The sequence below is a fragment of the Salinimonas iocasae genome (assembly GCF_006228385.1).
In the GTDB taxonomy this organism is placed as follows: Bacteria; Pseudomonadota; Gammaproteobacteria; order Enterobacterales; family Alteromonadaceae; genus Alteromonas; species Alteromonas iocasae.
In genome coordinates this window covers 142212-168478 of record NZ_CP039853.1, presented here as the reverse complement: position 1 = coordinate 168478, position 26267 = coordinate 142212, and the positions used below count along the sequence as shown (strand labels likewise).

26 protein-coding genes are annotated in these 26267 nt (G+C 41.3%); 10 read left to right on the top strand and 16 right to left on the bottom strand.

Annotated elements, in window-relative coordinates; genetic code table 11:
- Positions 1-53: 53 nt before the first annotated feature.
- Complete coding sequence (locus FBQ74_RS18080; protein WP_139758141.1) at positions 54-2150, bottom strand: hypothetical protein; 2097 nt, start codon at positions 2148-2150, stop codon at positions 54-56.
- Positions 2151-2671: 521 nt separating this feature from the next.
- On the opposite strand from FBQ74_RS18080, the gene FBQ74_RS18075 reads away from it, so the two are divergent.
- The 3 genes from FBQ74_RS18075 to FBQ74_RS18065 all read left to right on the top strand — a co-directional run bounded on the left by FBQ74_RS18075 (position 2672) and on the right by FBQ74_RS18065 (position 4923).
- Complete coding sequence (locus FBQ74_RS18075; RefSeq protein ID WP_139758140.1) at positions 2672-3523, top strand: hypothetical protein; 852 nt, start codon at positions 2672-2674, stop codon at positions 3521-3523.
- Positions 3516-4244, top strand: coding sequence for an RES domain-containing protein (locus FBQ74_RS18070; RefSeq protein ID WP_168190728.1), 729 nt, complete (start codon positions 3516-3518; stop codon positions 4242-4244). Before FBQ74_RS18075 ends, FBQ74_RS18070 begins: the two co-directional genes overlap by 8 nt.
- A gap of 61 nt (positions 4245-4305) precedes the next feature.
- Positions 4306-4923: a hypothetical protein gene (locus FBQ74_RS18065; RefSeq protein WP_139758138.1), complete on the top strand. Its 618-nt coding sequence runs from the start codon at positions 4306-4308 to the stop codon at positions 4921-4923.
- A gap of 122 nt (positions 4924-5045) precedes the next feature.
- On the opposite strand, the gene FBQ74_RS18060 is transcribed toward FBQ74_RS18065, so the two are convergent.
- A complete protein-coding gene (locus FBQ74_RS18060; protein ID WP_139758137.1) occupies positions 5046-6017 on the bottom strand; it encodes a tyrosine-type recombinase/integrase in 972 nt (323 codons plus the stop codon).
- 161 nt (positions 6018-6178) lie between these two features.
- Here FBQ74_RS18060 and FBQ74_RS18055 point away from each other — a divergent pair, with 161 nt between their 5' ends.
- The gene (locus tag FBQ74_RS18055) at positions 6179-6787 is read left to right on the top strand and encodes a hypothetical protein (RefSeq protein WP_139758136.1); all 609 of its coding nucleotides are present in this window, start codon (positions 6179-6181) and stop codon (positions 6785-6787) included.
- Positions 6788-6894: 107 nt separating this feature from the next.
- Here FBQ74_RS18055 and FBQ74_RS18050 read toward each other — a convergent pair whose 3' ends face one another.
- Entirely contained in the window at positions 6895-7359 is a 465-nt protein-coding gene (locus FBQ74_RS18050) for a hypothetical protein (protein WP_139758135.1), read from the bottom strand.
- Between the two features lie 1095 nt (positions 7360-8454).
- Positions 8455-9405, bottom strand: coding sequence for a GlxA family transcriptional regulator (locus tag FBQ74_RS18045; protein WP_139758134.1), 951 nt, complete (start codon positions 9403-9405; stop codon positions 8455-8457).
- Between the two features lie 104 nt (positions 9406-9509).
- Here FBQ74_RS18045 and FBQ74_RS18040 point away from each other — a divergent pair, with 104 nt between their 5' ends.
- Positions 9510-10295, top strand: coding sequence for an alpha/beta fold hydrolase (locus tag FBQ74_RS18040; RefSeq protein WP_139758133.1), 786 nt, complete (start codon positions 9510-9512; stop codon positions 10293-10295).
- A gap of 148 nt (positions 10296-10443) precedes the next feature.
- Here FBQ74_RS18040 and FBQ74_RS18035 read toward each other — a convergent pair whose 3' ends face one another.
- Together FBQ74_RS18035 and FBQ74_RS18030 are read right to left on the bottom strand one after the other, a co-directional pair.
- The gene (locus tag FBQ74_RS18035) at positions 10444-11100 is read right to left on the bottom strand and encodes an SOS response-associated peptidase family protein (RefSeq protein WP_232372049.1); all 657 of its coding nucleotides are present in this window, start codon (positions 11098-11100) and stop codon (positions 10444-10446) included.
- 117 nt (positions 11101-11217) lie between these two features.
- A complete protein-coding gene (locus FBQ74_RS18030) occupies positions 11218-11538 on the bottom strand; it encodes a hypothetical protein (RefSeq protein ID WP_139758132.1) in 321 nt (106 codons plus the stop codon).
- Between the two features lie 266 nt (positions 11539-11804).
- Between FBQ74_RS18030 and FBQ74_RS18025 the strand changes: the two genes are divergently transcribed.
- Positions 11805-12779: a hypothetical protein gene (locus FBQ74_RS18025; RefSeq protein ID WP_139758131.1), complete on the top strand. Its 975-nt coding sequence runs from the start codon at positions 11805-11807 to the stop codon at positions 12777-12779.
- A 118-nt stretch (positions 12780-12897) separates the two neighbouring features.
- Here the strand turns inward: FBQ74_RS18025 and FBQ74_RS18020 are convergent, their stop codons facing one another.
- From FBQ74_RS18020 to FBQ74_RS18005, 4 genes are all read right to left on the bottom strand, one after another.
- Complete coding sequence (locus FBQ74_RS18020; protein ID WP_139758130.1) at positions 12898-13305, bottom strand: hypothetical protein; 408 nt, start codon at positions 13303-13305, stop codon at positions 12898-12900.
- A gap of 626 nt (positions 13306-13931) precedes the next feature.
- Positions 13932-15257, bottom strand: a complete 1326-nt coding sequence (locus FBQ74_RS18015; protein ID WP_139758129.1) for a hypothetical protein — start codon at positions 15255-15257, stop codon at positions 13932-13934.
- A 109-nt stretch (positions 15258-15366) separates the two neighbouring features.
- Positions 15367-15657 carry a hypothetical protein gene (locus FBQ74_RS18010; protein ID WP_232372048.1) on the bottom strand — a complete coding sequence of 97 codons (291 nt, stop codon included), beginning with the start codon at positions 15655-15657 and terminating at the stop codon, positions 15367-15369.
- Between the two features lie 40 nt (positions 15658-15697).
- Positions 15698-16033 (bottom strand): hypothetical protein, encoded by a 336-nt coding sequence (locus tag FBQ74_RS18005; protein WP_232372047.1) that lies wholly within the window; start codon positions 16031-16033, stop codon positions 15698-15700.
- A gap of 272 nt (positions 16034-16305) precedes the next feature.
- On the opposite strand from FBQ74_RS18005, the gene FBQ74_RS18000 reads away from it, so the two are divergent.
- Positions 16306-16695 carry an antitoxin Xre-like helix-turn-helix domain-containing protein gene (locus FBQ74_RS18000; protein ID WP_139758127.1) on the top strand — a complete coding sequence of 130 codons (390 nt, stop codon included), beginning with the start codon at positions 16306-16308 and terminating at the stop codon, positions 16693-16695.
- Positions 16689-17384: an RES family NAD+ phosphorylase gene (locus FBQ74_RS17995; RefSeq protein WP_139758126.1), complete on the top strand. Its 696-nt coding sequence runs from the start codon at positions 16689-16691 to the stop codon at positions 17382-17384. Before FBQ74_RS18000 ends, FBQ74_RS17995 begins: the two co-directional genes overlap by 7 nt.
- 436 nt (positions 17385-17820) lie before the next feature.
- Here FBQ74_RS17995 and FBQ74_RS17990 read toward each other — a convergent pair whose 3' ends face one another.
- The 6 genes from FBQ74_RS17990 to FBQ74_RS17965 all read right to left on the bottom strand — a co-directional run bounded on the left by FBQ74_RS17990 (position 17821) and on the right by FBQ74_RS17965 (position 23807).
- Positions 17821-18228, bottom strand: a complete 408-nt coding sequence (locus FBQ74_RS17990; protein WP_139758125.1) for a diacylglycerol kinase — start codon at positions 18226-18228, stop codon at positions 17821-17823.
- Complete coding sequence (locus FBQ74_RS17985; protein WP_139758124.1) at positions 18216-19823, bottom strand: phosphoethanolamine transferase; 1608 nt, start codon at positions 19821-19823, stop codon at positions 18216-18218. Before FBQ74_RS17985 ends, FBQ74_RS17990 begins: the two co-directional genes overlap by 13 nt.
- Before the next feature lie 122 nt (positions 19824-19945).
- Positions 19946-21688: an ArnT family glycosyltransferase gene (locus FBQ74_RS17980; protein ID WP_139758123.1), complete on the bottom strand. Its 1743-nt coding sequence runs from the start codon at positions 21686-21688 to the stop codon at positions 19946-19948.
- Positions 21663-22379 carry a TVP38/TMEM64 family protein gene (locus tag FBQ74_RS17975; protein ID WP_139758122.1) on the bottom strand — a complete coding sequence of 239 codons (717 nt, stop codon included), beginning with the start codon at positions 22377-22379 and terminating at the stop codon, positions 21663-21665. The genes FBQ74_RS17980 and FBQ74_RS17975 overlap by 26 nt, the downstream gene beginning before the upstream one ends.
- Positions 22380-23114 carry a glycosyltransferase family 2 protein gene (locus FBQ74_RS17970; protein WP_139758121.1) on the bottom strand — a complete coding sequence of 245 codons (735 nt, stop codon included), beginning with the start codon at positions 23112-23114 and terminating at the stop codon, positions 22380-22382. It abuts the gene before it with no gap.
- 234 nt (positions 23115-23348) lie between these two features.
- A complete protein-coding gene (locus FBQ74_RS17965; RefSeq protein ID WP_139758120.1) occupies positions 23349-23807 on the bottom strand; it encodes an LNS2 domain-containing protein in 459 nt (152 codons plus the stop codon).
- 196 nt (positions 23808-24003) lie between these two features.
- On the opposite strand from FBQ74_RS17965, the gene FBQ74_RS17960 reads away from it, so the two are divergent.
- A complete protein-coding gene (locus FBQ74_RS17960) occupies positions 24004-24693 on the top strand; it encodes a response regulator transcription factor (protein ID WP_123325956.1) in 690 nt (229 codons plus the stop codon).
- A complete protein-coding gene (locus FBQ74_RS17955) occupies positions 24677-26122 on the top strand; it encodes a sensor histidine kinase (RefSeq protein ID WP_139758119.1) in 1446 nt (481 codons plus the stop codon). Before FBQ74_RS17960 ends, FBQ74_RS17955 begins: the two co-directional genes overlap by 17 nt.
- The last annotated feature ends 145 nt before the right edge of the window (positions 26123-26267 follow it).

Below are 26267 nucleotides of genomic sequence, written 5' to 3'. Positions count from 1 at the left end.
CTTTGAACGTATTAGTAGAGGTGCCATAGTGGCACCTCTTTCACAGGTTGGGCTTAAAGAGAATAAATATAATTAGTCGGGTAGATGCCCCACATAACATTATTCGACTCGTAACGGCCACCGGTTGTGAATCCGCCTTGGCCATAGACCCTTGCATCTGAAGAGAAGCAATAATTACCAGATTGTTGATAAATATTATTTGTTACTCTATCGACGTTCCAGGCTTTATCTACTTCAACCACCAAACCATCAATCGGGGTAGTCTGGTAACTCGTTGAGATGACATCGTTTCGGCTGTAATCAGGGACTGCTGCGGCGTTTGTAAAACAAGCGTCAATGCGCTTTGATTCATAGCAGGGTCCAATGGCGCAGGCGCTCTTTTGAATATCCAGACGCTTTTCTACTCTGACAGACGCCTTGAAAGAAATCCGTTCCGGTCTGTCCATACATTGCGTGCCATTCACCGTGTCGATACAGCTAGAGTCAAGCGGTTGATAACACTGAGCCCAGTTACCCTGATTCAAACAGTAGTCAATATTCTGGGAGACCATATTTTTGACGGCTTCACACATGTTTTGCTCTGTTTCACCGTTATCAACAACAGCGCTACCAAAGGCCTGTTGGAACTTAAGAACAACATCCTGACCCACTTCTGATTCATCATACATCCAGCACCGATCCTGAAGCTGCGCATCCAGGGTGCTCCAGTACGATAAATTTCGCTGGTAGGTGGTGTAATTAGCGAATACATCGAAATGATCCTGCCCGAGCATGGAGCTGGGTAATGGATAATTCACTTCCGTTGTTTCGATGTTTTTCATAGACTCATCAGAACTATTAGCAAAGTTTTCCAGTGCCGTCATGAAATCTTCGACGTTGTTCAACACCAGAAGGTTTGCAGCTTCATCAGCGCCGGCTTGGGTACCGAGAATTTCAAAGCTATACCCTTTGAATTGCTGCTCTATCTCACTACGCTCAGTGGAATCATAATTGCCGTCCGCACCATAACTTTCCAGTGAGGCTTTCAATTCAAATGTTTTTGATTTTATCTCAGAGTTGGACTCCGACTCTTTTTTCACCCGAATGGTAAAATACATACTGCGACCGGTAGTCACTGTATCAACGTATTTATCACCACACGCGCGACGGAATGATTTCTTATAGCCATTTTCAAGAAAGCTTTCTTTGTCGCTTTGCATCTGCAGGACCGAAGCCTGTTTTGCTTTGTACTTATTTTGTTTGTCAGTAAAAGCGGCCACAATGACAGAGGATTCAGTTACTTTTTCAGTTTTACTGAACACTTCTTGATTGTAAGAGCCTCCAACACTGAAGCCACTAAAGGCGAGATTAAGCCCTACTTCACGCTTTATATTAAGAGAACGCGCCAGACTTTCGTATGTTTCTACCTGCGTAAAGGAGTAGTTTTGTTCGTTGATGAACTCAACACTATCAATGACATCTTCACCCGATGAGACCCAGCATCCAGAGCTAAGATACTCACCTTTCAAAGCTTCAAAACCATGGCCTAATAAGGCCGTGGCAGTAGCAGGTTGAGACGTTTTCGATAATCCGGTTGAAGATTTCACCTGGATATTCACATCATTCATTGGCTTGGTATAAAGCCCGTCCTGATCGAATGAGGGATTTATGACTAAATAGCTCGAATATTCATAATCACTACATCCTTCGCTGCTACAGGCTTTAACTGCGAAACGAGACGTTGTGCTGCCCGCATTGAAGGTAGTTGAGCGGCCTGTGCCATAATAGATCTGACTGAGGCTGCCGCCCTGGGGCTGCTCATAGACTTGGTAGCGAAAATTGGAGCCGGTACCTTGAGTTGTACTAGGCCAGCTTAAGCTTACCTGACCACTGCCTTGCTCGTATTTCACAAATATTTCTGAAACAGAGCGAGGCGCAACCGGCAAAGGCTCACCTATGGTTGTATCACAGGAGGTATCACCAATTTGGCATGCAGCCATCGCTGAGGTCCACCCCCAACCATCTTTGCTTTGGTCAGTAACTGTTTCAAAATCACTCGTGTCTTCAAAATACTCAGTGTCTTCGACCTGTTGAGGCGCTGCATATCCTGAGCAACTGAATCCCAAACCTAACGCCCCAAGCAAGAGCGATATTTTGTTTAATCTAGACATATCTTTACCTTTATCAGTAAAAGTTGTGGGCAGTTTTTTGTTTATTTCATATCCGCCCAGTGTGTTTCCCTCGAACGGCTTGTTGACTGCAGATCTCAATTAAGCTGCCAAGCCAAGGTAACTGTCTGCCTTTTGAACAGAAAAGAACTGAAAAAAATGTGAAATTTATCCTATTTCACAAAAATTGTATGAATTCACGATTAGCCATATGCACGCTATGCCCGATGCAACATAGGATTAAAGCAAGTTAGCTTTGAGAGGGTTGCTACTGCTAAGGAGGTTAGATAAGAAGGTCCTATCCTAGATATATCGGCATTTGAAGTCACACTACACAGAATTAGCGCCTATTTTGATTAGAAATCAATAAACCTAAACACCATATCAGATAGGACTTACCTTAATTTAATTAGTCACTTTAAAAGCAATATGGTACAAATGTATTAATATTAAAAGTGATACTATCATTCAGTTCAGTGTGTTTATCATCTGCATGAGACACTAGCGTGACTCAGGGGTTTAAAATGACCAGTAAAGATACAATGTCCTCTTCAAAGGCTTCACGCGCTACTAAAAAGCATGTGTATGCCTCGAAAAGAAGCGATGCAACTTTTGTAACTCTTAGCCCCAAGCCTCTAAAAAATGAGACAGTAGAAAAAGTTAATGCTCGCGGTGGATGGCGAATTCGTCCGTCGGTGCGCGGTAAAAGGCACCTGAAAGAAGTCCCGTTAAAAATTCGTGGTGAAACTGTTCAGGTTGAAGTCCACGCTGCCGAGGCTCAGATGAGTCGTATTTTAGAATTAACAGAGCTTTTTGCACAAAGTGGAGAGCTCGATCACTTTCTCAGTATGGCAGAGGAGCACGCCGAACATAGTTTGATGGAGTTTAAACGCTCAGTTAAAGCGAGGAACTATTCACCTGCACAGTATGAATTGGTACAAGCTCTCAATACAATAGAAAAGAAGGTTACCGACTTTCCTTTAGTCACTCCAAAGCAAGCAACGCAACTATTAGGTATGTTCGCTTCAAGCAACCCTTCTAGAGACATTGGTAAGCTAGTTAAAGAAAATAAACTGCTAGGATTTAGTTTTGGCGAAGCTAAAGTACTTCAATTACCTGCTTTTCAGATTGATGATAAGAAGCTAAAAGTATGGCCACCTGTACATCGGCTCTGTGAGCTTCTCTCCGGCCTTAATGATTGGGCAGTGTATGACTGGTTAACGACAGATAATGATGATTTAGGCACTACTCCTGCAGATGCACTGAAGCGTTCTGAATTGTATGATGACCTCTTGGACGTAGCTGGTCTTTTTCTGAATGAAAACAAACACGCTCATCTTAGCTTTTCTGTGAAGGAAGATAGTAAAGGTGAGTAATTTTCCAACTCATACCATCCGAAAGGGACAGCAGCTATATCGTGTACTCACCGCCGAATACGACCAAAACGGTAATCGGTTTTATGACGCTTTGGAGCCGAACCCATACACCTATGTCACGTTCGATGAAAAAAGTGATGTTAAAGCTCGCTTTGAAGATAATACTTTAGTTTCTGGACGCTTTGCTCCATTTCGTTCTAGCAAAGCAGAACCTGAAGCGGTGCCAGCTTTATATTTTGCTGAATCTGCAATTGGTGCTTACTACGAGATTATTCTTCGTCCATTAGGTAACAAAGCTAAACGGGCCATCGAACTTGCTGATGTAGAAAACAAAGTTTTGGCTCGGGTGGTTCTAGACAAGAACTTAAAGTTGGCTGATATTCGGCGTCCTTACTTAAAAGGGGGCGAGAAGCCTTTTTGGGAGTATTCCGCCGAAGATTTGTATGAAAGCAGTAATCTAAAGGTAATTAAAGAAACTCGTAGTTTGTCTAAATACGTGCATGATAATTACCCCGAGCTTGATGGATTGATATGGGACTCGGTGCAAGCTCAGGGGCCTGTAACCTGCATGATCCTATTTGGTTTGCGAAGGGCTGGCCGTATAGAAGAGGAAATTGAAGTTCTTTCTGATATAAGTACCTGGCGGCCTTATCTGCTTGAAGGCGTTAGACATGGAGAAATTGTTGTTGCTCCAGATTTAGTGAATATACTAGAGCTATAAGTCTCAGTTCTCCCCCCCCTTAACCGACCTTTTGTAGTTTAATGGAAAGGAATTGCCTTTTATGCTGCTCAAAAATGTTCAGCCAGCTTTGGAATATTTGAGAAAGAGCCCTGTAGTATCAGATCTTCGTCAGCACACTTATTTATCAACATATCCATATCTGCTTAAGTTAGCGCAAGTTAACAACATGAAGATTGATCACCTTAGTCAACTAACGCTTATGGTGTATGGATGGATGCCCAGAACCTTAAGGATAGATAACACTTACCTGGCCTCTACTTTAAACGCAGTCAAGGCAGCATCGAAGACTTCCTTGAATGACTTTGACAGTGTTCCGATTCAGAACATTGCGAATTGCTTACGTTCGGTGGTGGGAGCGTCAAAACTCCTTCATTTTATCAATCCCAAAGTTTACCCAATCTGGGATAGCAAAATACAAGCGTTCAGAGGCTTTCCGACAAGAAATTCAAATATGCAGCGAATGGACAATTATCTAGCCTACGTCCGTGATGTGCATGCAATAGTTGAAGAAAAAGGATTTAACAATTTCTATACTCAATTTAATGAGGCATATCGTGAACGGTTAGAGCAAAGTCAAATTGAGGTATACAAGGTGGGTCCTCTCCGAGCAATTGAATTATCGGTATTTGAGCTGGCCAGTCGAGCCTGTCAGCGGTGAAAACAGGTCACTTTTCTAAGGCGCGAAGATATAGCTAAATCCATAAGTATGCCTTGTGAAGCATGCCATCATTCATAATAATACCGACTGTGTAACGTGTTTTCGATTAGGCAAACCGGGTGTTACCTAACCTTTGCCATGCCTACAGTACCGGCGCGGTATTGCTTAGCATAACGAATCGCCATGGCTTCACTTTTCCAGTTCCCGGATAGTACAATTTCTGCCATAGGAACATCTGCAGATAGTAAGGTCAAAACGCCCCCAGTGCGGGTACTGTGACAGGTAAATTTACCTTCAGTATTAAGCGCAATACCCACAGCCTCATACCGACGCAATAGCGCCTGGTACTTCATGGGCTCAGGCTGGACCGTCTGTTTGGGTGACAATTTGCGAAAGATAAATCCTTCTTCTATACCGGCATCCGCTAACCACTTTTTCAACAGCATAGCCGTTTCATCCGACATGTATCCATAATGACCATCACCAGCCTGATCGGTTTTCGAACGCGGGGCGAAGATGGTTTTGGCCTGCCAATCGATATGCTGAACCTCAATGGCCAGCAGGTTAGAGGCTCGGAATAGCGTATCCAGCGCCAAATTAATCAGCACCGCATCCCGCAACCCCAGTAGCGTATCGACATCAAGAACGTGGTTCGCCAGCCGGGCCTCGTGTAACTGTAGTGGCTTGGCCTGTTTCTGCGCCGACGGTTTGGCTTTTAGGCTACCGTTGATATAGCGAGTGAACAGTTTGGAATGCTTCCACGGATCCGGCAATTCACTGACCCCAAGAAAAAAACGAATAGACGCCAGCTTACGCTTAATAGAATGGTGGCTCAGCGGCGATTGCATCATCCAGTCAAAAAATGCCTGACACGCCACTTTCGTTATTTTCCAGTCACTGGCCAGCGCCGGCAATTGGCGTTCACGGCAAAAAAGCAGGTACTGATTGAAATCGGATTGATACGCTTTTCGGGTATTAGACGCCATGGTGTGCCAGACCGAATCGTGCAGCTCGGTCAGATTATCCACCACCAGCTGGTAGTGTTCATCATCAATCGCAAAATTGTCGTGAGTTAATGTCAGTGCCTGGCTCATAGTCTATTATTACAGATAACTGTTATTATCTGTAATAATAGAGCAGGGCAGACACACCGTCAATAGCGTTACATATAACGCTATTATTTTTATGGCAGAGCAGGGTAGTTATCTGTATCATTGAAAGCGTTATATGTAACGTTTGTGTCGGGTAACTAAATATGAGTGATAACACGCTGTGGCATAACTACATCACCCAAAATTTTCACCGGTATATTTCAACGGTTGAAAATTCGGAATGGAAAGGTGATTCGCCAGTAGAAATTGATATTGAGAAGGTCCGGGGCCAAGAGCCCAAGCAAGCTTATGCCTATTTACGCCAATTCATACATGATACGGCTATCAAGCGCCTGCAAAATCGGTTTCGGGCCCATAAACACCGCGAAACAACCGGCTTAAAGAATATTCAGCTAAAAGAACATTATTTAAGAATGCTGGACAGGTTCAAGGATCAGGTTGGCGCCGCCAGCTATGAAGAAGCTTTAGACTTCTTGCTGTCACCTGACTATCGTGAGTATCAGGCGGAAGTAAACACTGCTAAAAACGTAATAGGGGGTGCAGAATACGACAGCGATGAATTATTTCTTAATGGGCTTATGTCCAGATTAACGAAATATGACCGTCAGCGAGTTGCATTAGCCATTGAAAAAACGTATTTTTCAGCCTGGCGGACTGCTAAGCAAACAAAAAAAAGAACCGGGGACCCAATCGATGAAGCAATAAACAGTTTTACGCTTTATCAAGTGGTTAAAAAATTCACAAATACCTAGCTGATTAAAGGTAAGAAGGAGCTGCTCTCAAAACTATCTACAATTTCATCGAGACTTCGTTATTTTAAAGAGGCCTTCTGCGTTATGAATACTTGTATGAAATTTGTCTACTGAAATTTTAAGATGGCATCTTCAATTTCTTTCCATTTTCCGAATGCATAAATACGCTGATCAACAACCTGGATGATTTTCACGTATCCAACGGGATAATAGCTTATAGAATCACTACTAGCCATGAAACTACCCCTATTGGCTAGAATATAAAGCTCACCCATATCCTTTATTGGAAAAAATGTTTGATATCGCTTACCAGAACTAAGCAGGTTCTGATTACAAATACCTCTCATTTGACTTCTCTTTAGAATCGCAAAGTATTTTTTATGATTTTTAATCAGATCATTCTTATTCCTCACCCAAAAATGTGAATTAACAATCTCTCCTTTAAATGATTTCAAACTATTTGCTGTAATTAGATAACCACATTTATCATCTTTTTTTACATCAATGACTTCTACAACGCCGGTAAAATCAGAGGTATTAACAAGAGTTTTTAAGCTAATATTCAGGCTCATAGCGTTAATGCTTACAGTAAAAAAACAGCATAAAAATACTATAAATCTCATTTTAAAGCTCCAACTTATCCAATACCAATTAATGCCTTAAATTCTACCTCTACATAAAAATGACAAATCTCATGCATAAATATAAATTTTGTAAAAGTCTCTGTAGACCACTCATAGTGACCCCTGCAAATGAAACTATTTAAAGGCATTGTGGCTTACGCGCAAATCGTGATTCTCTATGTGCTATAATTAATCAATACGGCAACCTGCCTGTGGTAAGGCCAGACTTTCCTAGACAATTTCCATATCTCGCTGCAGCAAAACTTTTTTCTAAAGCGAGTTAACTCTACCGGGTTTTAAATACTCATCATGACTACTAATAAATAGCGGGATAGCAAACATGCGAGAAGGGCATTACTGAACTTAGCATTAAACAATGAGACTTTTATTTAAGTAATAGGGAGTCACTATTAAAATTTTAAACTAAAAAATTAAAACAAAAAATCCCCTAAATAGTATATTTAATAAGTCCATAGCCATGGTAGTAGCCAAAACATAAGGATGCAAATTGCAAAAATACTAGCTTTGAACGCCTTGAAATGAACATTAGCTCTCAATAGTAAATACAACATTGCGATAACGGAAAAAAAGGTCCAAACTATTGAAACTCCCAAGGCTAACATAGGCGGGCCAAGTGGCACACCCCTTAGTTCTTCCCTACTTAAATTCGATATATCGAGAACGTATGCTGATAAAAGTAAAGTTAGAACAATATAAAATAGAGTACCACCAAAGCGTTTTAGGAACATAACATTAACCTCTAGATAGGCCAGTACAGGCAGATATAAAATCCATCACGCATGATAAATCCGATTATCATGCGTGATAGTAAACTTTTAGAATCTGAGCGAGTTAGATTGTCAGTTAAGTCACATATAGTGAATATTACGTGTATCCTGGAGCTAATCAATCTAGTTGGATAGCCTGCAGCGAGCGTCTACCAGCTTAGATCCACCACAAATTCGATAGTCTACTTCAGACAAGGAGCGGACGTTCGATGGTTGAATATAGACTGCTGATTAGTGCCAAAAACAGTCATTCAATTCAAGTTGACTGCCGCCAATTAGATGGTGTTGTTCCAGTGTTCTTTTTGAATAAACGAGTAAAAAAGCTATCGTTTTCATAGCCAACCTCTAAGGATATTTCTTTTACTGACTTATCCGTAGTCAGTAAGAGCTTCTTAGCTTTATCTAACCTTATTTCTTGAGTGTATTTATTGATTGATATTCCTGCTGCCAACAAAAATCTGCGTTTCAGGTTTCGCTCACTAAAGTTAAATTTATTTGCCAAGTCAATAATCTTGATATTTTGAGAGGAATTGAGTGTAATCCAATCCTGAACAGCCAATACATTTAAATCATCATGCTCCAGATATTGAGGAAGAATCGGACTAAGCTTGTGTGGCTCGGCCACAAGCAAGTGAGTAGCGCATTTTTGTGAAAATCTATCTCCTTTATCTTTCGCAACAATAGCTAAAAGAACATCTATTCCGGCTTCAAAGGTGCTTGTTGCGTAAATATTGTCATTTCTAATGTAAGGCTTATCTGTAACGAACTCAGCACTAGAAAATAACTTTTTAAGTTGTTTAGTGAAAGCCCAGTGAGTCGCCCATTGTTTGTCATCACATTTTCCTGTTGCTACCAAAAAATAGGCTGCCGTACTTAAACTAATGACAATTGGCGAATGCTTCATTTGAAGGGACAACCAATCAATAATAACTTTCGAAGATGACGGCATGTTACTTAGTTGAATTCCTTCTATAGGAGGAATAATAACAATATCGTACTTAGCACCATCTAAATGCCCTTCTGATACAATCACCGCTCCACTGGACGAGCAGACATGACCGCCATCATTGCTAAGTATTTTCACATCATAACTTAGTGGATGGTTCTGGTGCTGTTCTAATAAAGAAACAATTCTAAAGAAGTCTTTTGCCAAATAAACACTCATTGCCCAGCAAGCTTCGTAAGCTACTATCGCTACTTTTTTCATTTTAATCATGGCCTAATCGGAGGGTGTCAAATTCCTATTTGGATATAGTACCTGAACTATTTGCTTTGTAGAATTTGCTGTAAAAATTATCAACAAGCATATTTATGATTATTAAAGAGCAATACATCCCTACTACTGATGGCGACATATTTGTAAAAATTTGGACTCCAGAGATTGTTCAATCAAAAATCTCAATCGTTTTACTCCATGATTCACTTGGCTCATGCAATCAGTGGAGAGACTTTCCTGAAAAACTAGCTAACACTTTATTCATGCAAGTCATTGCATATGATAGGGCTGGTTTTGGGAATTCTTATACCAGACACACCTTGCCGTCTATTAACTTCATAGAAGAAGAAGCCGATGTATACTTCCCTCAAGTGAAAAAGGCTCTTGAGCTAGGACGGTTTATTATATTAGGACATAGTGTTGGCGGTGGTATGGCTGTCAACATTGCAGCCAATGAAAAAGACTGTTTAGGCGCAGTGACTATCTCTGCCCAAGCTTTTATTGAAGAGCGAACATTGGAAGGTATACAAAACGCTAAACAAGCTTTACAACGACCTGAAATGTTATCAAAGATAGCCAAGTGGCATGGAGAAAAGGCGCAATGGGTAATCAATGCTTGGACTGAAATTTGGCTTAGTGATGAGTTCCGCAACTGGAAGCTATGCCAAGTTAAAAACGTATTTTGCCCTTTACTCGCAATACATGGTGAAAATGACGAATATGGCTCGACAGCATTTCCTAACTACATTGTACAAAATTCATCTGCAAGTGCTCAAGTGGAAATAATCGAAAATTGTGGGCATATGCCTCATGTAACACATACTGAGGTTGTGCTTAAAGCTATAGCAAGCTTTATCAAAAGCGTAATTGACCTAAACTAGAATCCATTTCAATGGATTTAGAGTGAGAGTCCGCTTCACGTACAGAACAGACCGTCAGAACTGATTGAGCCCTACCACAGTTAGTGGCTGACAGTTAAAGTTGTAAGCATTACGTTTTAGTTGTCCGCCGATAGCCTCTCTTTATCACTTAAAGGTTCGCCACCCTTAAAGGTTTTGACTTTAGTGACCGCGAGGTCCTGATGAATTTTGGATTATCTAGCTCGGACAAAACCAAGGCATCGTTTGCATCGCCATCCAGCCACGCGGATACAAAATCTTTATCGTGAGGCAAAAAGCAGGGTATCGATTTTTGGTGATATTTGCTGAATCGTTCATGCGGTGGCCGGGTGATAACAGCTGTCGAATAGCAGCCATTTTCAAACTCTCGATATACCGCACCAAAGAGTATCGCTTCCTTGGCGTTCATCAGGTAATGCTCATTAGTTGAGCCTACCTTATTTGATTCACCTAAAGCGGTACCCACAACGATCGCTCTATGATGCCGTACAGCGCCTTTCCAAAAAGGACTATCTAGGTTGCGAGCATTAAAAGTCGTTCTGTCTCCTACTCTCAATGTATCGCCATCTGGCTTGCAATCGAACCACCAGGTAGCATCGACTGCTTTATTTGGGTTAACAATCAGATTCTTAATCTGTCGATTAGGGTTTTTGCCAAACGCAGGATAAAAGTTAAGTAAACCGGCATTTTCTTTTTCAAAAGTTGGGATCATATTGTCCAACCCAACTTTACGAAGGATATTGATGACTGCCGGGGAGCCGGCATCTCTTTGAATAAATCCACACATGAATGCTCCCCATTTTGGAAGTGATACTGAAGTGGAAATCACCAAAAGTATATTAGTGATGGTTAGATAAAGAATCTGTATCTTAGGTTATTCAGTTCAATTGTTATTTAAAGCTTCTTACTGTCCTGCTTCATGAATATGCCAAAGGCCATTTCTTCTGAGGAGCCATCCTGATGTGAGAGATAGAAATATGAAACCTATCAGCATAAAATAAACACCCGGGCTCATCTTTTCAATGGATGATACCAGCGTTACTTCAGTATCCTTGTTGTCAGCTAAAGACTTAAATATGAACGACACAGGCAACACGGTGACAAGAAGTAGAAAAGCTTTAAATATGGCCATACCAGCATCAATCTGAGAATGACCAAATGCCTCGCGAGCCTTTGGGCTTAGATTTTTATACTTCATTCCTTTTCCAAATTTAGAACGTGGCAATGAAGATTCCTATCTTACGACAGACTTCTTCAGCGGTGTCTAGGTATCTGCCTGACGTAGTACGAAGGCGATTTTTTCAGTGTAACTGGTCTTTTCCATGATTCATAGTATGCCTAAGACCTCTAAAACGGCACGACACTAATTTGGAGGTTTTCTATTAGAGAGCATCAATTTGTGTCGTGAAAATTTCGGCACATCGTAATTAAAGCCAAAGTGAAAATTACCGTTAACATAACCGATATCAAATTAGCAGTAGGACAAAAGCAATGAAGTCGTTTTACCAATTTGCAGCATTGACTCTTTCAGTGACATTTTTATTACTTGGCGGGTGTAGCTCCACCAGCAATGAAAATAAGGGGCCAACCTTGGTGTCAACAATCAAGACAGTTAAGGTCTATGATACGGATACTTACGACTGGAAGGATAATCGTTCATTCGCCTATAACATTGCTCATATGGCTCAACCCTCTGGAGCTGGAAATGGCCTGAGCGATTCATACAATCCAACAAATGGTGTTCAGTCATCCGGCACAAATACGGGTGCTCTTGCTTTTGCCAGAGGATTTCTTGCTATGGATGCCCTTACCGGCATCAGCCATGTATTTTTGAGTAGTAAAGAAAAAGACATGCTTGACTATGGTCCTTTCGCAGTAAGCTTTGTCGGTGTTAATGACATCGATCTGAATGACGAAGTGGCAACGGCAAATTATTTGTTGAACACTTTAGACACAGAGCTTCGTTCTGCGACACAAAACAGCCAAATGGACGGTAAGTTTCACGGTGTTTACGCGAATGCGATTAAATACTCGAAACGTAATTACGTAGCAGTTCTTGAGGGCAACGTTTGTCAAAATGGCGCTAATTTTCTGGCACCAGAGGAGGTGAAAAATGCTTCATTTAAGAATACAAAACTCAAAAATTACGTTCTTGGTCTAGAGAAAGAACTGAAAGATGCTCCCTACAGCGAAGTGTGTGCAATTTTTTATGAAAGCTCTGTAGCTGGTAAGCTGGGGAATAAGTACATCGTTGTCCATGAAGCGATAAATTCAAATCTCGCACTCTATTACCACAACGGTATTGCACCGACCTCAACGATGGCATTCGTTTTCCCAGAGAACTTCAGCCACATTAACGAAGCCACACGGGCAAAGTATGTTTATCAATTTCCATATTCATTCGTATCTTATAAAGGTAAACAGTATCTTTTTGATGCCAATGAAGATTCAAAAATTACTCTTTGATCTGAAAGGGCGCTTTTATAGCGCCCTTAATTAACCTGCTATCACAGATAGATTGAGTATATTGTCTCAGTCTGAGACACGGCCAGCCTGCTTAGGGCTTCAGACCTTCGATACGACATTAACTGTTGTAATATTCAAACTGCTCATCATCTTTAGCTGGTGAGCTTACTTTATGGTCTTTGAAAATGTACATGAGCGTTTTTTCAATCGGCTGTGCTTTTTCATCAGTTAGCTCTCGTTTGAGCCAAAATTCTTGAGCTTGTTGATCTGCAATAAAATTACCGTCGTTACTCAGTAAAAACGAGTGATATGATACTCCTTGTATTGGACATATGGAGACAATCTCCCATCCCGCACTTCCTAGTTTGCCAATAATTTTATTGAATTTATCCACATGGCTATTACCGAAGCGATTCTTCCCCGTATCAAGCGATATATGCTTAGTCTCACCATACTGTGTCACAGTCACTCTTTTTTGACCCTTCGACCATGACAAAACTAATGATACGTATTCCCATTGTTTCAACTTGCATCCTCCATACGATTCTTATTTTAGGTTCAAACGCCTTTAATGTGACCTGATGCGTCCTCTACGGCATTGCAATAGCAACAAGCAGCCCTCGCACTGCGTTAGTATCAGAATCGATTAGAAAGATCACACAGAGCCGCTTTTAATAACTTGTTATGGTATTGCTGTAGTTAGTCAATTTTCATTAATCTTCCGCACTTAAGGGATTGTGATACCATTTGATTTGCCACCTCAAGAATTACCACGATAGAACACTGAATCGCTCTAAGATTGTTGCCAACAATCTATTCTGCGCTAAAACAAAATGCTTAAATATATACGCCTCTACATGGCCTTTACCTGTCAACCCTATCGTACCCAATATGCCAATGTGTTTAGATATCCCTGTTCAAAAACTCACTCAATGCGTTAGCTTCCTTTTCTGTGAGTTTATCAGTAACAACTAAACCTTTGTCGGTTTGCATTATTTTACTTATAGGAAAATCACTGTCCCTTTTTGAAAATAACCGTGATGACAGCATTTTAATGAATCTTCGCATCTTCTCAGCCTTCTTTAATAAAGCGCTCGGCTTAGGCTGGATGATAGGGCAAAGAGAAAATCTGCCCCTTCGTAGAATGTTTAATTATTGAAATGAAAGTTGCGGAACGCTTGAATAGCGGATGAAGTCATCTGTTGTTACAGTAACGATTTGTTCATCATCGTCACTAACTCGCATTACCGCTACCTGTGTTGAGCGAGGGTTAGGCTTATCCATCAAATCAATCACGAGCAAGTAATTGGCGTCAGTTTTTACCGTAAAGGTACCATCCGGTTGGATATCACTGGCTTTTTCCATTGCATCGTAGAACATGCCAAGCTCATAGATTGGTTTGGCTTTTTCAAGCTCCTCACTAAGTAATTTCAGCGAATCAGCTTCAATTAATTTAGCCGGCATCGCGAGAAGGCGCTTCTTTTCATCTTCTGCATAGCGGATATTATTTTCTGCACGATTGTAGCGCTGTCTTTCACGCCAGCCGAAAGAATTAACCTGTTCCACCAGCTGAGGGTTATCACGGTCTACACGGGCCAGGTCTTTTTTGATTTGAGGACTGGATTTCAATTGGCGAATATATGCCCCGGATGCATTACGTAACTCATCAATGGCGGCTTGCGGCAGCTTAGCTTTCAGCTTCGCCTTTTCATCTGGTGTATATCCGGGCATTTGAAAATATGGGCAGTAATGGCGCCCCTCGTGTTCATATTGCTCGCCGTATACATTCGTTTTGGCTTCATCACGAAAAAGCCAGGTTGACGAGGTCACAAACTCTCGACAGTCTTCAATTGGCTTATCATCAGACTTGTTACCATAACGAGTTTCACGACTGGCTTCTTTGACAAGTTCGTTAGAAACTCGAAACTCCTTTTTATCATACTTAATAAAGTAGGTAGCTGCCTTGGCCCGGCTTTGGCTGAAAGCTTCGTCCAATGCTTGAAGCTGGCTACTTAGCGCTTGCTTCTTTTTATCAAGCTCTGCTTTCGCCTCGTCACTCCTGCCTTTTTGAGTAGCAACAGAATCCAGGTACTGCTGGCTTTTCTGGATAGTCTCATTTATCTCGGCCACAAACTTGCCACCGGTTTCATCAATATCTTTGACGTAGTTCTCAAAGTCCAGCTCTGGCTTGCTTAAGAAGTCACTATCTGAAAACTGCTGTTGCACCAACTCAACACTTGCGTATTTGTCTCGCAATGCAAGCAGCCCCGCTTTTGAATCCGGTAATTGCTCATCTTTGCTGATAGTGGCCTTCCAGTTCTCAAACTTGCTGTTATCTATTTTATAGACGGCACCATTAGCAGAGATTAGCGCAACCTGTTGGCCGTTACCTTCAACCTTTCCGGCAATCGGATCCCCCCCACCACAGGCAGCAAGATTAAGCGAAAGTGCGATAACTACGATGGATTTCTTTAACATTTCAAAGTCCCTTAAAAAACAAAGGTGTCAGGGTACTTTCAATGCGATGCGAGTCTCTAGCATTTATGTTCGATAAATCGGGATCGCTGGCTGATACGCTTAAATGAACTTATCGATGCAGTTGAGCATATTTTCTTTTCAGGCTGTACTCAGCCCATCCGACTATTACAGCGCAGTCAAAAACTTCTTTAACCCATCTGCATAGATACTCAGAAGCCTTAACGGTCAGCGCCTCAAAAGCGATTCTAACTAAGTACTTCCTTGCCCAATCTTCGCTTTCACCTTTAAAAAAGTCCGGGCTATAACCTAAGTCATTTCCCCTGGCATAAAGGGTTATATCATTCTCATGACAATAAACAGCGGCCATCAAAGAAATTAAACTCAATAACGCTGATTTCATATCATTAGAGTCAGAAGAGCCCTTCAAATTTTCACTCCCACTACTTCTCGTTCTGTTCAGGATTGACCACATGCTGAAAGTAGTCTTCGCTAAACTCAGTCATCATCAGTACTGGTTCGCCTTTTTTAATGACAGAGCCGGCTTTCCCGGTCGATGGAATGACTTTGACGGTTTGTCTGCAGACAACTCTGAAGCCAGCCCAATCCCTCCCTGCTCCCATCTCCTTTAGTGTGGGGTCGGCTATCCAGCGAGACTCCCCTACGCTGAGCATTTCATTGTTTACTAAACACTGTAACCGCTGACTGTCATCCCCATTAGCGTGCGCTGGTACCGATATACCGCAAAGAAACGCGGCAGCAATATAGTTTTTCATCATTAATCCTTGAGGACCATAAAAGCAGGTTTATCCTGGCAGCATGGCAGATTCATAGGCTGCGTAATGCCTTTAGAAAGTAGGATTTGGGTAATTATGTGAGGTAAAGGCTACATGATGTGCCCTTATAGGAGCACGACAATAACGTTGATAAATCCGAAAAGTTCGACATTAACCTGATTAAGTCTACAGACAATATTATTTGTATTTTGAATCTACAGATATTATTATGGATTATAGATACCACTTTTTATATTTACTATCTGGAGATACACATGCAAGCCGTGACTGAATTAGCAAGTTCTAATGCTGCCTCGAAGTCATTGCATGTAGCGGTGAACATTTTGACCAAGTGGAAAGCCACTACAGAGCAAATGGCAACAATTCTTGGTGTATCAACAGCCAGTATTAATCGGGCGAAGCGCAAGGGTACCGTTAGTCTTTCACGCGACCAGCTGGACCGGGTGAGTTATATCCTTAATATGCATGCCGCCCTGCGCACGGTCTTTGATAATCCAGAAAACGTGTATGGGTTTGTCAGGAAACGAAACCACAACCCCTTTTTCAACGGTGCCACTCCTTTCGATTTAATGGTGCAGGGCTCTATGGCCACCCTCTATGAGGTCTTCAAGCGTGTCGACGGACTTAGAGGCGCTCAATGGTAACGGTAGCGTCTCTAAGTGATTTAGCGTTTCACCCGGTAACGGGCTACCGATTGGTTAATTCAAAGTTCCCTCCTATCCCACTATTTGATGATGTGGCTGATGCAGAAGAACTGGACGCGGTGTATGAAATCCAGAGGCTGACAAACCCGCGCCTGCAAAATGAGATTGGAAACCTGAACCTTCTGCCCCGCAACCAAATCCCTTTTGGTATTGATGGCCTTCCCTATGCGGTAGCCTCATTTACACACGTAAATCCGAATGGCTCGCGTTTCTCTACTGGTGACTTCGGTGTTATGTACATTGCCGATAATTCAGAAACAGCCCTTGCTGAAGTGGCACACCACCAGCAAACATATTGGGGCAAGGTTGAAGACCTGGCTTACGATAGGTTTGTATTTCGTGAACTTTGTTGCGACTTTATCACTGAAAAATATAAGTGCATCGAAGCGAATGATGAAACTAAGGGTCTATTGGCGCCTGACGATTATTCTCAGTCACAGCAGCTGGGGCGAGAATTGCGACAATCCGGTATTGAGGGGTTACGATACCCTTCAGTAAGATTGGAAGGGGGGCAATGTTTCGGGCTGTTCAGCCCCAAAACTGTCAAGAGAGTCGTTCAAGCTAAGCATTATGAAATGGTTTATCGTGAGGGGGCATTGCAGGTCAACCAATTGCTTCAACCTCGCTAAGCCAGAGCATTACGGTTGGAAGTATAAAAGTCTGCCAAAAGCGAGAAGCTGACACTTTTAGAATCGCCGTGGCAGACTGCTTCAGACAAAAAGCGGACTGTCAACTTCCCACTGAGGGGCGATAACTGTGGGAGGGTAACAAAGTTTCATACTCAGTATTAAAGTATAATACTGAGTAAAAGAGTCTCATACTATCTCAGGTCGGTTAGCTCAATCTATTTCTGACACCATCGTGTAGGCGGTGGTGTCCTCTTAGCTAATAGAGGACTTCGACATTCAAAGATAAGAGTGGTCAGTTTCTTAGAAAAATCAGGCTTTAACTTCTCGTAAAATAGTTCGTAAATTATAGGCTTTCTATTTTATTAACCGTATTAATGCACTGCAAAGTTGGACTCATGTCTGATCGCTACTTCATCGGTGAGTCGAAAGGCTCAAATTAAAAATACCTACACAATGTACTTAACCACAACAATGATGAAATTGCGATAGCCACGAAAACACTCGCTGAGCCCAAATCTTTTGCTAAGCCTGACAGTGGGTGAATCTCTTTTCCTATACGGTCAATAGTGACTTCAATTGCAGTATTGACAATTTCAGCGAACAGGACGAAGAGTATGGAGGAAAGTAAAATCGCCTTTTCCATATAAGGTATAGACCAAAGAGCAAGCACTCCCCCTGCTAAGATAAGTAAGATAAGTTCTTGCCGGAACGCTGACTCGTTTTTAACAAGCCATGATATAGCTCTTACAGAGTTTTTCATTGCTAATACAATACGCAAAATGCCCTTTGGTTTGGCTTTAGGGTCGAAATGCATTTCTGATGTGGTTTCGTCTATGACTCGCATTTTCGTAAAATATCCTGAGTGGGTTGGTAGGTGCTGCTTTGCACATTAGTAAGACCTAGTAATGTGTCAAAAAGGTTGTCCTGCGAATAAGGATGACTGGATAACGAATTTACACAATCACTATATTGAGGTTGGCTAAACTTGGAGGCCCAATAAACCATTGGTACATGAGTTTGCTCAACAGGCGCTAAATTATAGGGGAAGCCGTGCAAATAAAGCCCATTCTCTCCCAATGACTCACCATGATCCGATAAATAAAGCATCGACGAATTAGGAATAGTGGCAAGCTGTTCAATAATCTGGCCTAGCACGTAGTCTGTGTATGCAATAGTGTTATCGTACGTATTTGTCAGCTCTGCCTCTTCACAATTTTGAATATCACTTCTAGGACAATCAGGCACGAATTTAGCAAATTTCTCAGGGTATCTCCGGTAATAGGTAGGCCCGTGTGAGCCAATCATGTGTAAGACTATCACTCTATGTTCTTTAGATGGCCTTGAAAGAGTTTCTCTTAAAAGGTCAACAAGTACCTCATCATAACAATAATCTCCATCGCACAACTTGGGATCTCTTGACGGGTTGAAGTCTATAGTCTCTACCCTCTTGCATACGCCTTTACAGCTACTGTTATTGTCAATCCAGGTGACGTCAACACCTGCACGATGAATGATGTCTAAAACATTGTCCTGACTGTCTGCAGTACGCGAATCATAATTTTCTCGTGAGAGTCTTGAGAACATACATGGCACGGAGACTGCGGTAGCAGTACCGCAAGATGTCACCTTGCTAAAACTGATTGCACCTGCGTTCTGGATATTAGGCGTAGTACGCCTCGAATAGCCGTTGCTTGAAAACTTGTCAGCTCTGGCCGTTTCGCCAACCACAAACACTGTAGTAGACGGATGTATACCAGCATTCCCTTTTATGTAGGGACGCTTGTCTAATACTTTGTAGGGTAAAGGCGGATAGAAGTAAGTGTCCCGAAGGTACTTGTACCCTGAATCATAAAAGGCGTAGGGAATAATATACTTCGTTAGGTCTTTGTTATTTCTGCCGACAGCTGCATAGCTCTTAAAAAGGAACGTGGCTATAATTGCAATACCCAATAAAGCAAATAAGTTCAGCACTAGAAGCTGCTTGATTCGAGCCTTGAGCTTCCCATTTAATTCCAGATTAGAAATCGCAAATACAGGGATTAATCCCAATATAGAGAAGAATAAAAAAAGTGTTGAATTTAGATAGGAAAAGGCTTCACCAGAATTTGTTTCCATTACATTCTGTATCATGCTCTTATCGAAAATGACACCATAGGCCAAGGTGCCGTAAAGTAGTAGAGAACTTACAACGAAAGCAATTGCAACTGTGGTGCGCGGCAAAAATAGGGCACCAAAAAGACTTAGAAAAATAACATTAAAAAAGGTTAGCAAGAGCGGTACAGAAAGAAAAAACACCCACTCATTCAATGTTACAGGGGCTACAACTTCATAAACAGCAGAAAGAAATGGTGCGTTGAATATTGCTGAGATAAATAGTGAAGAAAGTAAAATGAACTGAGCTGATGTAGGATTAAATTTTAGTGTTATTGGGAATTTCACAATAAGGCTCTCGTGTACTTCTTAGCACACAAGTTACCTGTAAAAACTTAGATAACACTTAAGGAAAACTGTGGAATCTAAATTTTCGCATTATTTTTTAATTTTATAAAAATATGTATTTCTCACGTAACGGGCCTGTCTGGGATATAACTAAAGATCTCAGTCTTCGTTCTCGTAAGCGGACACTTTTCGGTTAATGCCTCGTTCGATAATAGAACCCAGTGGACGCGATGTGCATATCCTACAGACGTTGCCATTGCTTTTTTAAAACAATCGTTGCGCACGTGTTTTTCATCTACGAGGATATATCTTCCCTTGTCAGTCTTCTCCAGCCACTGGTAGGCGGCAGATAATTGCTCATCAGTAGGGGTATGATAGCCAAAGTGGACGATGGGATAAGGCGAGAAGAGAATAAACTGTTCAGAAAAATCAACAAGTGCAATAGTTGCATCATGTCTGCCAATTTCTTTTTCAATATTTCCAAATACGCTTTTAGGGGTTTTTACATCTTCAAGTAAAGTGTAACCCCATGTAGCGTACATGCCCCAAAGAGTACACAAGAAATAAGGCCAGGCTTTCCAGTGCTTCCCTCTATAAGTAATCACCGTAACCAGACACGTCAGTACCCCCGTTACTAAAAAAAACATCCACGGAGAAAGCCCGAACTTTTCTTCTAATTTTAGGGCGAATGATGCTTCTACTATGCCGGAAAAACCAAACCCCAATAAGCCTACTGATAGTAAAAATACAACAGCCCACATAAGCCAGGAAAATACTTTTTTATTAACAACTGAATCAAAGTAAGGCGCAGAGATCAGTGCCAGCATCGGCAATGCGGGTAATATGTACACTCCCCGTTTGCCAGGACTTACGCTGAAGAAAAGTAGGACAAGTACAATCCAACCCAACGGTAAGAGTATGCGGGCATCACCTTTTTTAATTGCGCGATACCAAAATGGGATGAGCCATGGAAGAGCGATGCTAATTGGCAGCCAGAATAATGGAATAACCTCAACGAGGTAATACCAGAATGGCTTTATGTGATGCCAGGAATCAGCATATCGAGTGACCGTTTGCCTGAAAAGAATGTTATCTCTATATAGAGCAAGTGATGGATCGTGGCTATTTTCAACCAATATCAACATAGGTACAAACCATAGTGATATAGCCAGTAACATCACCACTGCACCCATTAACCACGGTAATACGGAGTTTTTAGTTTGGTTCTTAGTTATGTCCCGCTGAGGCCAAACGCGTTGATGTATCAAGTATGGTATCAGCATCAGGACTGGTAAAAATCCGACCCCTTTTGTGATGACACCAATTCCCATGAAGAAAAAGGCGAGGTAATACCAACGCCATCGCCTTTCAACTAAGAAAAAGCGCAGAAGACCATAGCATCCGATTGTTATCCAGCAGCAGACCATTGCGTCTATCTGTGCAGACTTGGCTTGAAGCAAAAATTGAAAACTCAATAAAAGAAGTGACGTTGCGATCAGCGCTTCTTTTGTACTCCACAGTCGTTTTGAGATGTCATACACCAAAAAAAGTGTGAGTAGGCTGCATAAAGCAGATGGGAGCAGAAAGGCAATCTTAATTGACCCGAATAGCGCAAAGAAAAAAGCGATAGACCACATAAACACAGGTGGTTTATCAGGATAAAACTCTTCCGCTCTGGCTGGAAAGAACCACTGACCTGTTTCAACCATTTCTTTTGCAACTTGTGCAAAACGAGGTTCGTCAGCAGGCCAGGGATCTCTTAACCCAAGCCCGATAAATATCAACACGCTAGCCAGTACAAAAAGCCAGAAAGTATAATTGGGATGCTTGTTCTTATGTTTAATGGCTAAGCTCGTCTGATTCATTGCTACATTTGCTGCTTTTTGTGAGTGAACGAAGAGTTTTATCGTCATTATGTTGACGACGATAAACCTTAAAAAGATATGCGCTTAGCAAGCTGGAAATCCCAAATAATAGGGCGCTTATGATTATTTTAAGTTCAGAGTTGACTAATACCCCCTTACCCATCAATGCAAAAACCGCCATTTGAGGGATGTAGCCAATAGTAGACCCAAGAATAAAAGAGCGTCGTGGAATCTTTGAAACGCCAGCAAAAATGTTTGTGAGTAGATTATTCCCTACTGGCAACAGTCTAATGATAACGGACTTAAGAAAGGGAGAACGAAGTAGAAAGTGGTCTAACTTGCGCACCCGCATTTCAAAGTGTTGAATAATAATCGGTCTAGCGAAATACCGGGACACTGCCATAACTGTTGCACAGCTGAGCGTAGCTGCTAATGTTGAATAGATGACACCTTCAGCAAATCCAAAGGCATACCCCCCCATAAATGCGACTAACTGGCGTGGAAGTCCGATAGAAAGTAAAAATACTGAGACGGCTAAAAATTTGGCTATCCCTGTCACTCCATTATCACGGGTATGCTTGTCTATCCACTCCTGATTAAATGCGTCAAATGAGGGAGAGAGCGAAATCAAATGACTAAAAAACAGAATGGTAAGTACCAGAATGAAGAAACGAAGGAGACTGGAATTCAATTAGATACTCTCTTCATTTTCTAAGATGACATCATTAAGTTTATTACGTTTCTGAAGCCAATAAACTCCTGCCATATCAATTAGTCCGACCCCAAGCCGCCCTAACATATTATATTTTGATTTTCCGAATTGCCTGTCTCTGTGATTCACTTCAACAACTTTAATGATCCCACCTTGTCGTCGGATCAGTGCTGGCAGAAAACGATGCATATGATCAAAATAGGGTAAATCGAGGAATGTTTGTTTTGGAAAGACCTTTAACCCACATCCGGTGTCAGGTGTATCATCATTAAGAAATTTACTTCTTACAGAATTTGCTAGTTTTGACTGAAATCTTTTCCAAGCTGTATCCTTTCTGTTTTTACGATGACCAGCAATGCAAAAGTGACTCCCTAACGGAAATTGAGAGGCCATAGTCAGGAGGTTTGGTATATCAGAGGGATCATTCTGCCCATCCGCATCAAGTGTAACTACAAGTTCTCCATCAGCATGGCTCACCCCTGTCCAAATAGCTGTACTTTGTCCCACCGAATGCTTATGCCGTAGTACGTTAACTCTGTCAAAGCCACTCGCTTTCAGATAAAGCAAGTTCTCAAATGTCTTATCCGTACTACCATCATCGACATAGATGACTTCGAAGTTTACTACATCTATCAACGCTCTATAAATTTCCTCAATTAAGGGTTTTAAATTTTCTTCTTCGTTTTTCGCTGGTATTACAACTGAAATTCGCACGTAGCCCTCTGTCAAAGCCTCAATATCAAGCAAATTTTATTTTCGACAGTAAAACTCTAACAAACGAAACTTAAGATACGCTTATGAAGAGTCTTTTAATTGAGGTAATAATGTCCTAATCGCTCAGGAAAAAAGAGGCTGGTTAAGGAGGGAACGCTATAGGAGTGTGTTTCGACCAGCTATCGTAGCACTTTCGCCACGGCCCTGGCTTGCACTTACAATCACCTTGTCTTGTTATTGCAAATATTTTGTTCTGAGGAACGCCTGCGGCCAAATAAGCCGCAAAGTCAGTGCTTGAATCGCCATAAGCAGCAAAAGTGTCCAGCCAGACTCCGTATAACGCTTTAGAATATTTAGTTTAAACGTTTTAAAGTTTTTTCGCTCAGCCATCGAATTCGCTACCTGAATATCTCCATCTGGGAAATGGTAACGGGATAAAAAAAGTGGAATGTTGAACTGGAAGTATACATTTCGCGCAGTCAGATAGATAATCTTGAAGCCGTTATCAGCGTATGCTTGAACAAGTTCAGACGCATTTTCTCTTTCAGAAAAAATGCAGGCGTTACAGGGGGTCAATGTTCCATCGATGTCAAAAATCACAGCTTTGTCACTGTTACCATTGGGGGCAGAAATTTCTGTAGAGGTTACTGAGCATCCACTAAGTAGCAGGGCTGATATAAAATAAGCCTTCATCGTTAGTCACAGGATAGTTATTAATATGAACATAATATCGAGATAAACTTAAGAGCTACTGAAGGAAACCAATCGATTTATACTAATAGAACCACGTGTACGTAGGTTAACTATAAGCACCTGTTTTATAGCTTCTTCAGCAAATCCTAAGGTTGAGAAGGTATACTCAAATAACTTTAAAATTGACGTTCAAATTATGAGAATACTTCTGATAGAAGACTCCTTATCACTAAGGAACAGTTTGAGCTTAGGCTTAGAAAAATTGGGCTACTCAGTCGATACTGCTGGCACTGGCTCTGAGGGATTGAGTATGGCGTTGCTTGGTAGCTACGAAATAATCATCCTTGATATGATGTTGCCAGAGCTGGACGGCATGACTATTCTTGAAACGTTACGAAAAAGACATTTAGAAACAAAGGTTATCATCTTATCTGCGCGATCTGAGTCAGAAGACAAAGTAGCGGGGCTATTGGCAGGAGCAGACGACTACCTTTCTAAGCCGTTCTCGTTTGACGAATTGACTGCTCGGCTACTTAGCCTGATGAGGAGAGGAGCGGCACATTGTCTCAATGACCAAGTTACCATCAACGGTTTGACACTCAACATCCAGTTCAAAACGCTTTCATACAATAATAGCGATATCAACCTGACCCCAAATGAATACAAAATTGTTGAATGTATTTTCCTCAATAGACACAAGATAGTTACATCAGAAATGCTGAGTGAATTTATTTCTGGAAGTTATGACCATGTCTCAAAAAATGCTATTGAAGCTCACCTTTCTTCAGCAAGGAAAAAAGTAAGGGAAAGCGGGACGTCTCTACCCATTAAAAGTAAACGTGGTTTTGGCTACACAGTTGTAGAAGCTAATGAAATCAATACGTAAAACATTAACACGAAGACTTTCTATCATTATTTCACTGCTAGTCATCGCCGTTTTGCTTGCAGCAGATATTGGCGTTGATTCTTGGGTCGAAAAAGAATTTAACCAGGCTATGAAGGCAAAGGTTGGTATGCTTCAGAGCTTGGTAAATGAAGATATCGAGGGTGTGGAGTTCGAATTTGCAGGAGAGTATTTGCCTGAGTTTGAAGGGACATCTTCCCCCGAGTATTTTCAACTTTGGTACAAAGACTCAACGTTTGAAAAATCAGATACTCTGGCGCTTTACACCATCAATGAATTGCCTTTCAGCAGCATTGGCCTGGAAGAATATTCTTTCCAGGATATTACTCTGCCCGATGGCCGTAATGGTCGGGTAATTTACACTCGATATATACCTCAGATTGATTCAGAAGACAGAGCTGAATTTTATCGCGTCATGGGTAACGATACACGCCCGTCAATGGTTATCGCGTACGCAACATCTACAGAACTGTTAAATTTTACATTGTGGTTTATTGATGGTGCTTTTCTTTTAGCCCTAATTATCGTGCCATTAGTTGTTCGATTTGCCGTGCGCAACACTGTGTCATATGCTCTGGCACCCTTAGATACCTTAAACGCCAAGATAAAAGGACTACGATTTACAACTCGAAAAAAACATGAGGCTTTTCAGAATGATGTTGAGGAGTTGGAACCAATCACCCAAAGCTTGAATCACTTTATTGAAGATAATTATTCGCTTTACCTGCGTGAGAAGAGATTGACTTCGGACATCGCTCACGAGCTAAAAACACCAGTCTCTGAATTGATAAATATGACCGAAGTAGCGATTAAGTTTCCAGGAGAAATAAGATTAGAAAAGGATTTTAAGCCACGTGTGTTGCAAATAGGTACAAGAATGAAAAATATTATTTCTGGCCTTATGTTAATTCAAAAGTATAGTTTTAAGAGCCTTGAGCTTACTGATGAGATAGATATCCAAAAATTAGTAACTCAACTTATTGAGATCAAAGAAGCAAGAAATGTTAAGGTAGAGGTTAGCTCCAATTTTCAATTAAGCGTCAAGAGCAATCGCGTTGCAGTAGAATCGATAATAAGTAATCTGATAGATAACGCTATCGAACACGGAAAAACTGATACAGAAATACTTGTGAGCTGTGGTGTAAATTGTTCTAGTAATGTTTACCTCAGAGTGACAAATAAGGTGGGGGCAGAGGTTAATGAGGACGATCTAAAGCATATGTTTGAACCGCTTTGGCAAAAAGATGCTTCTAGAACATCTGAAGATAACTTTGGGCTAGGCCTTTCTATAGTAAGCGCACTGTGTGAAGCCGTAGATGCAGAAGTTTCAGTAACCAAAACCGACGAAGAATATATATCTTTTTTGGTGACTTTCAAAAAAGAGCTGAACATAACCCCACGTCTGCTTTAGCATAAACAAAATTTTTATTTTTGATGTCACCAGCGTCCTCGGTTGGCATGCAAGACTTTCAATACAGGCTAAAAAGTATCATTACGAGTGTGATATGTTAATCCTTAGATCGCTGTTTTTAACGATATACTCTGTTCGTGGGCTG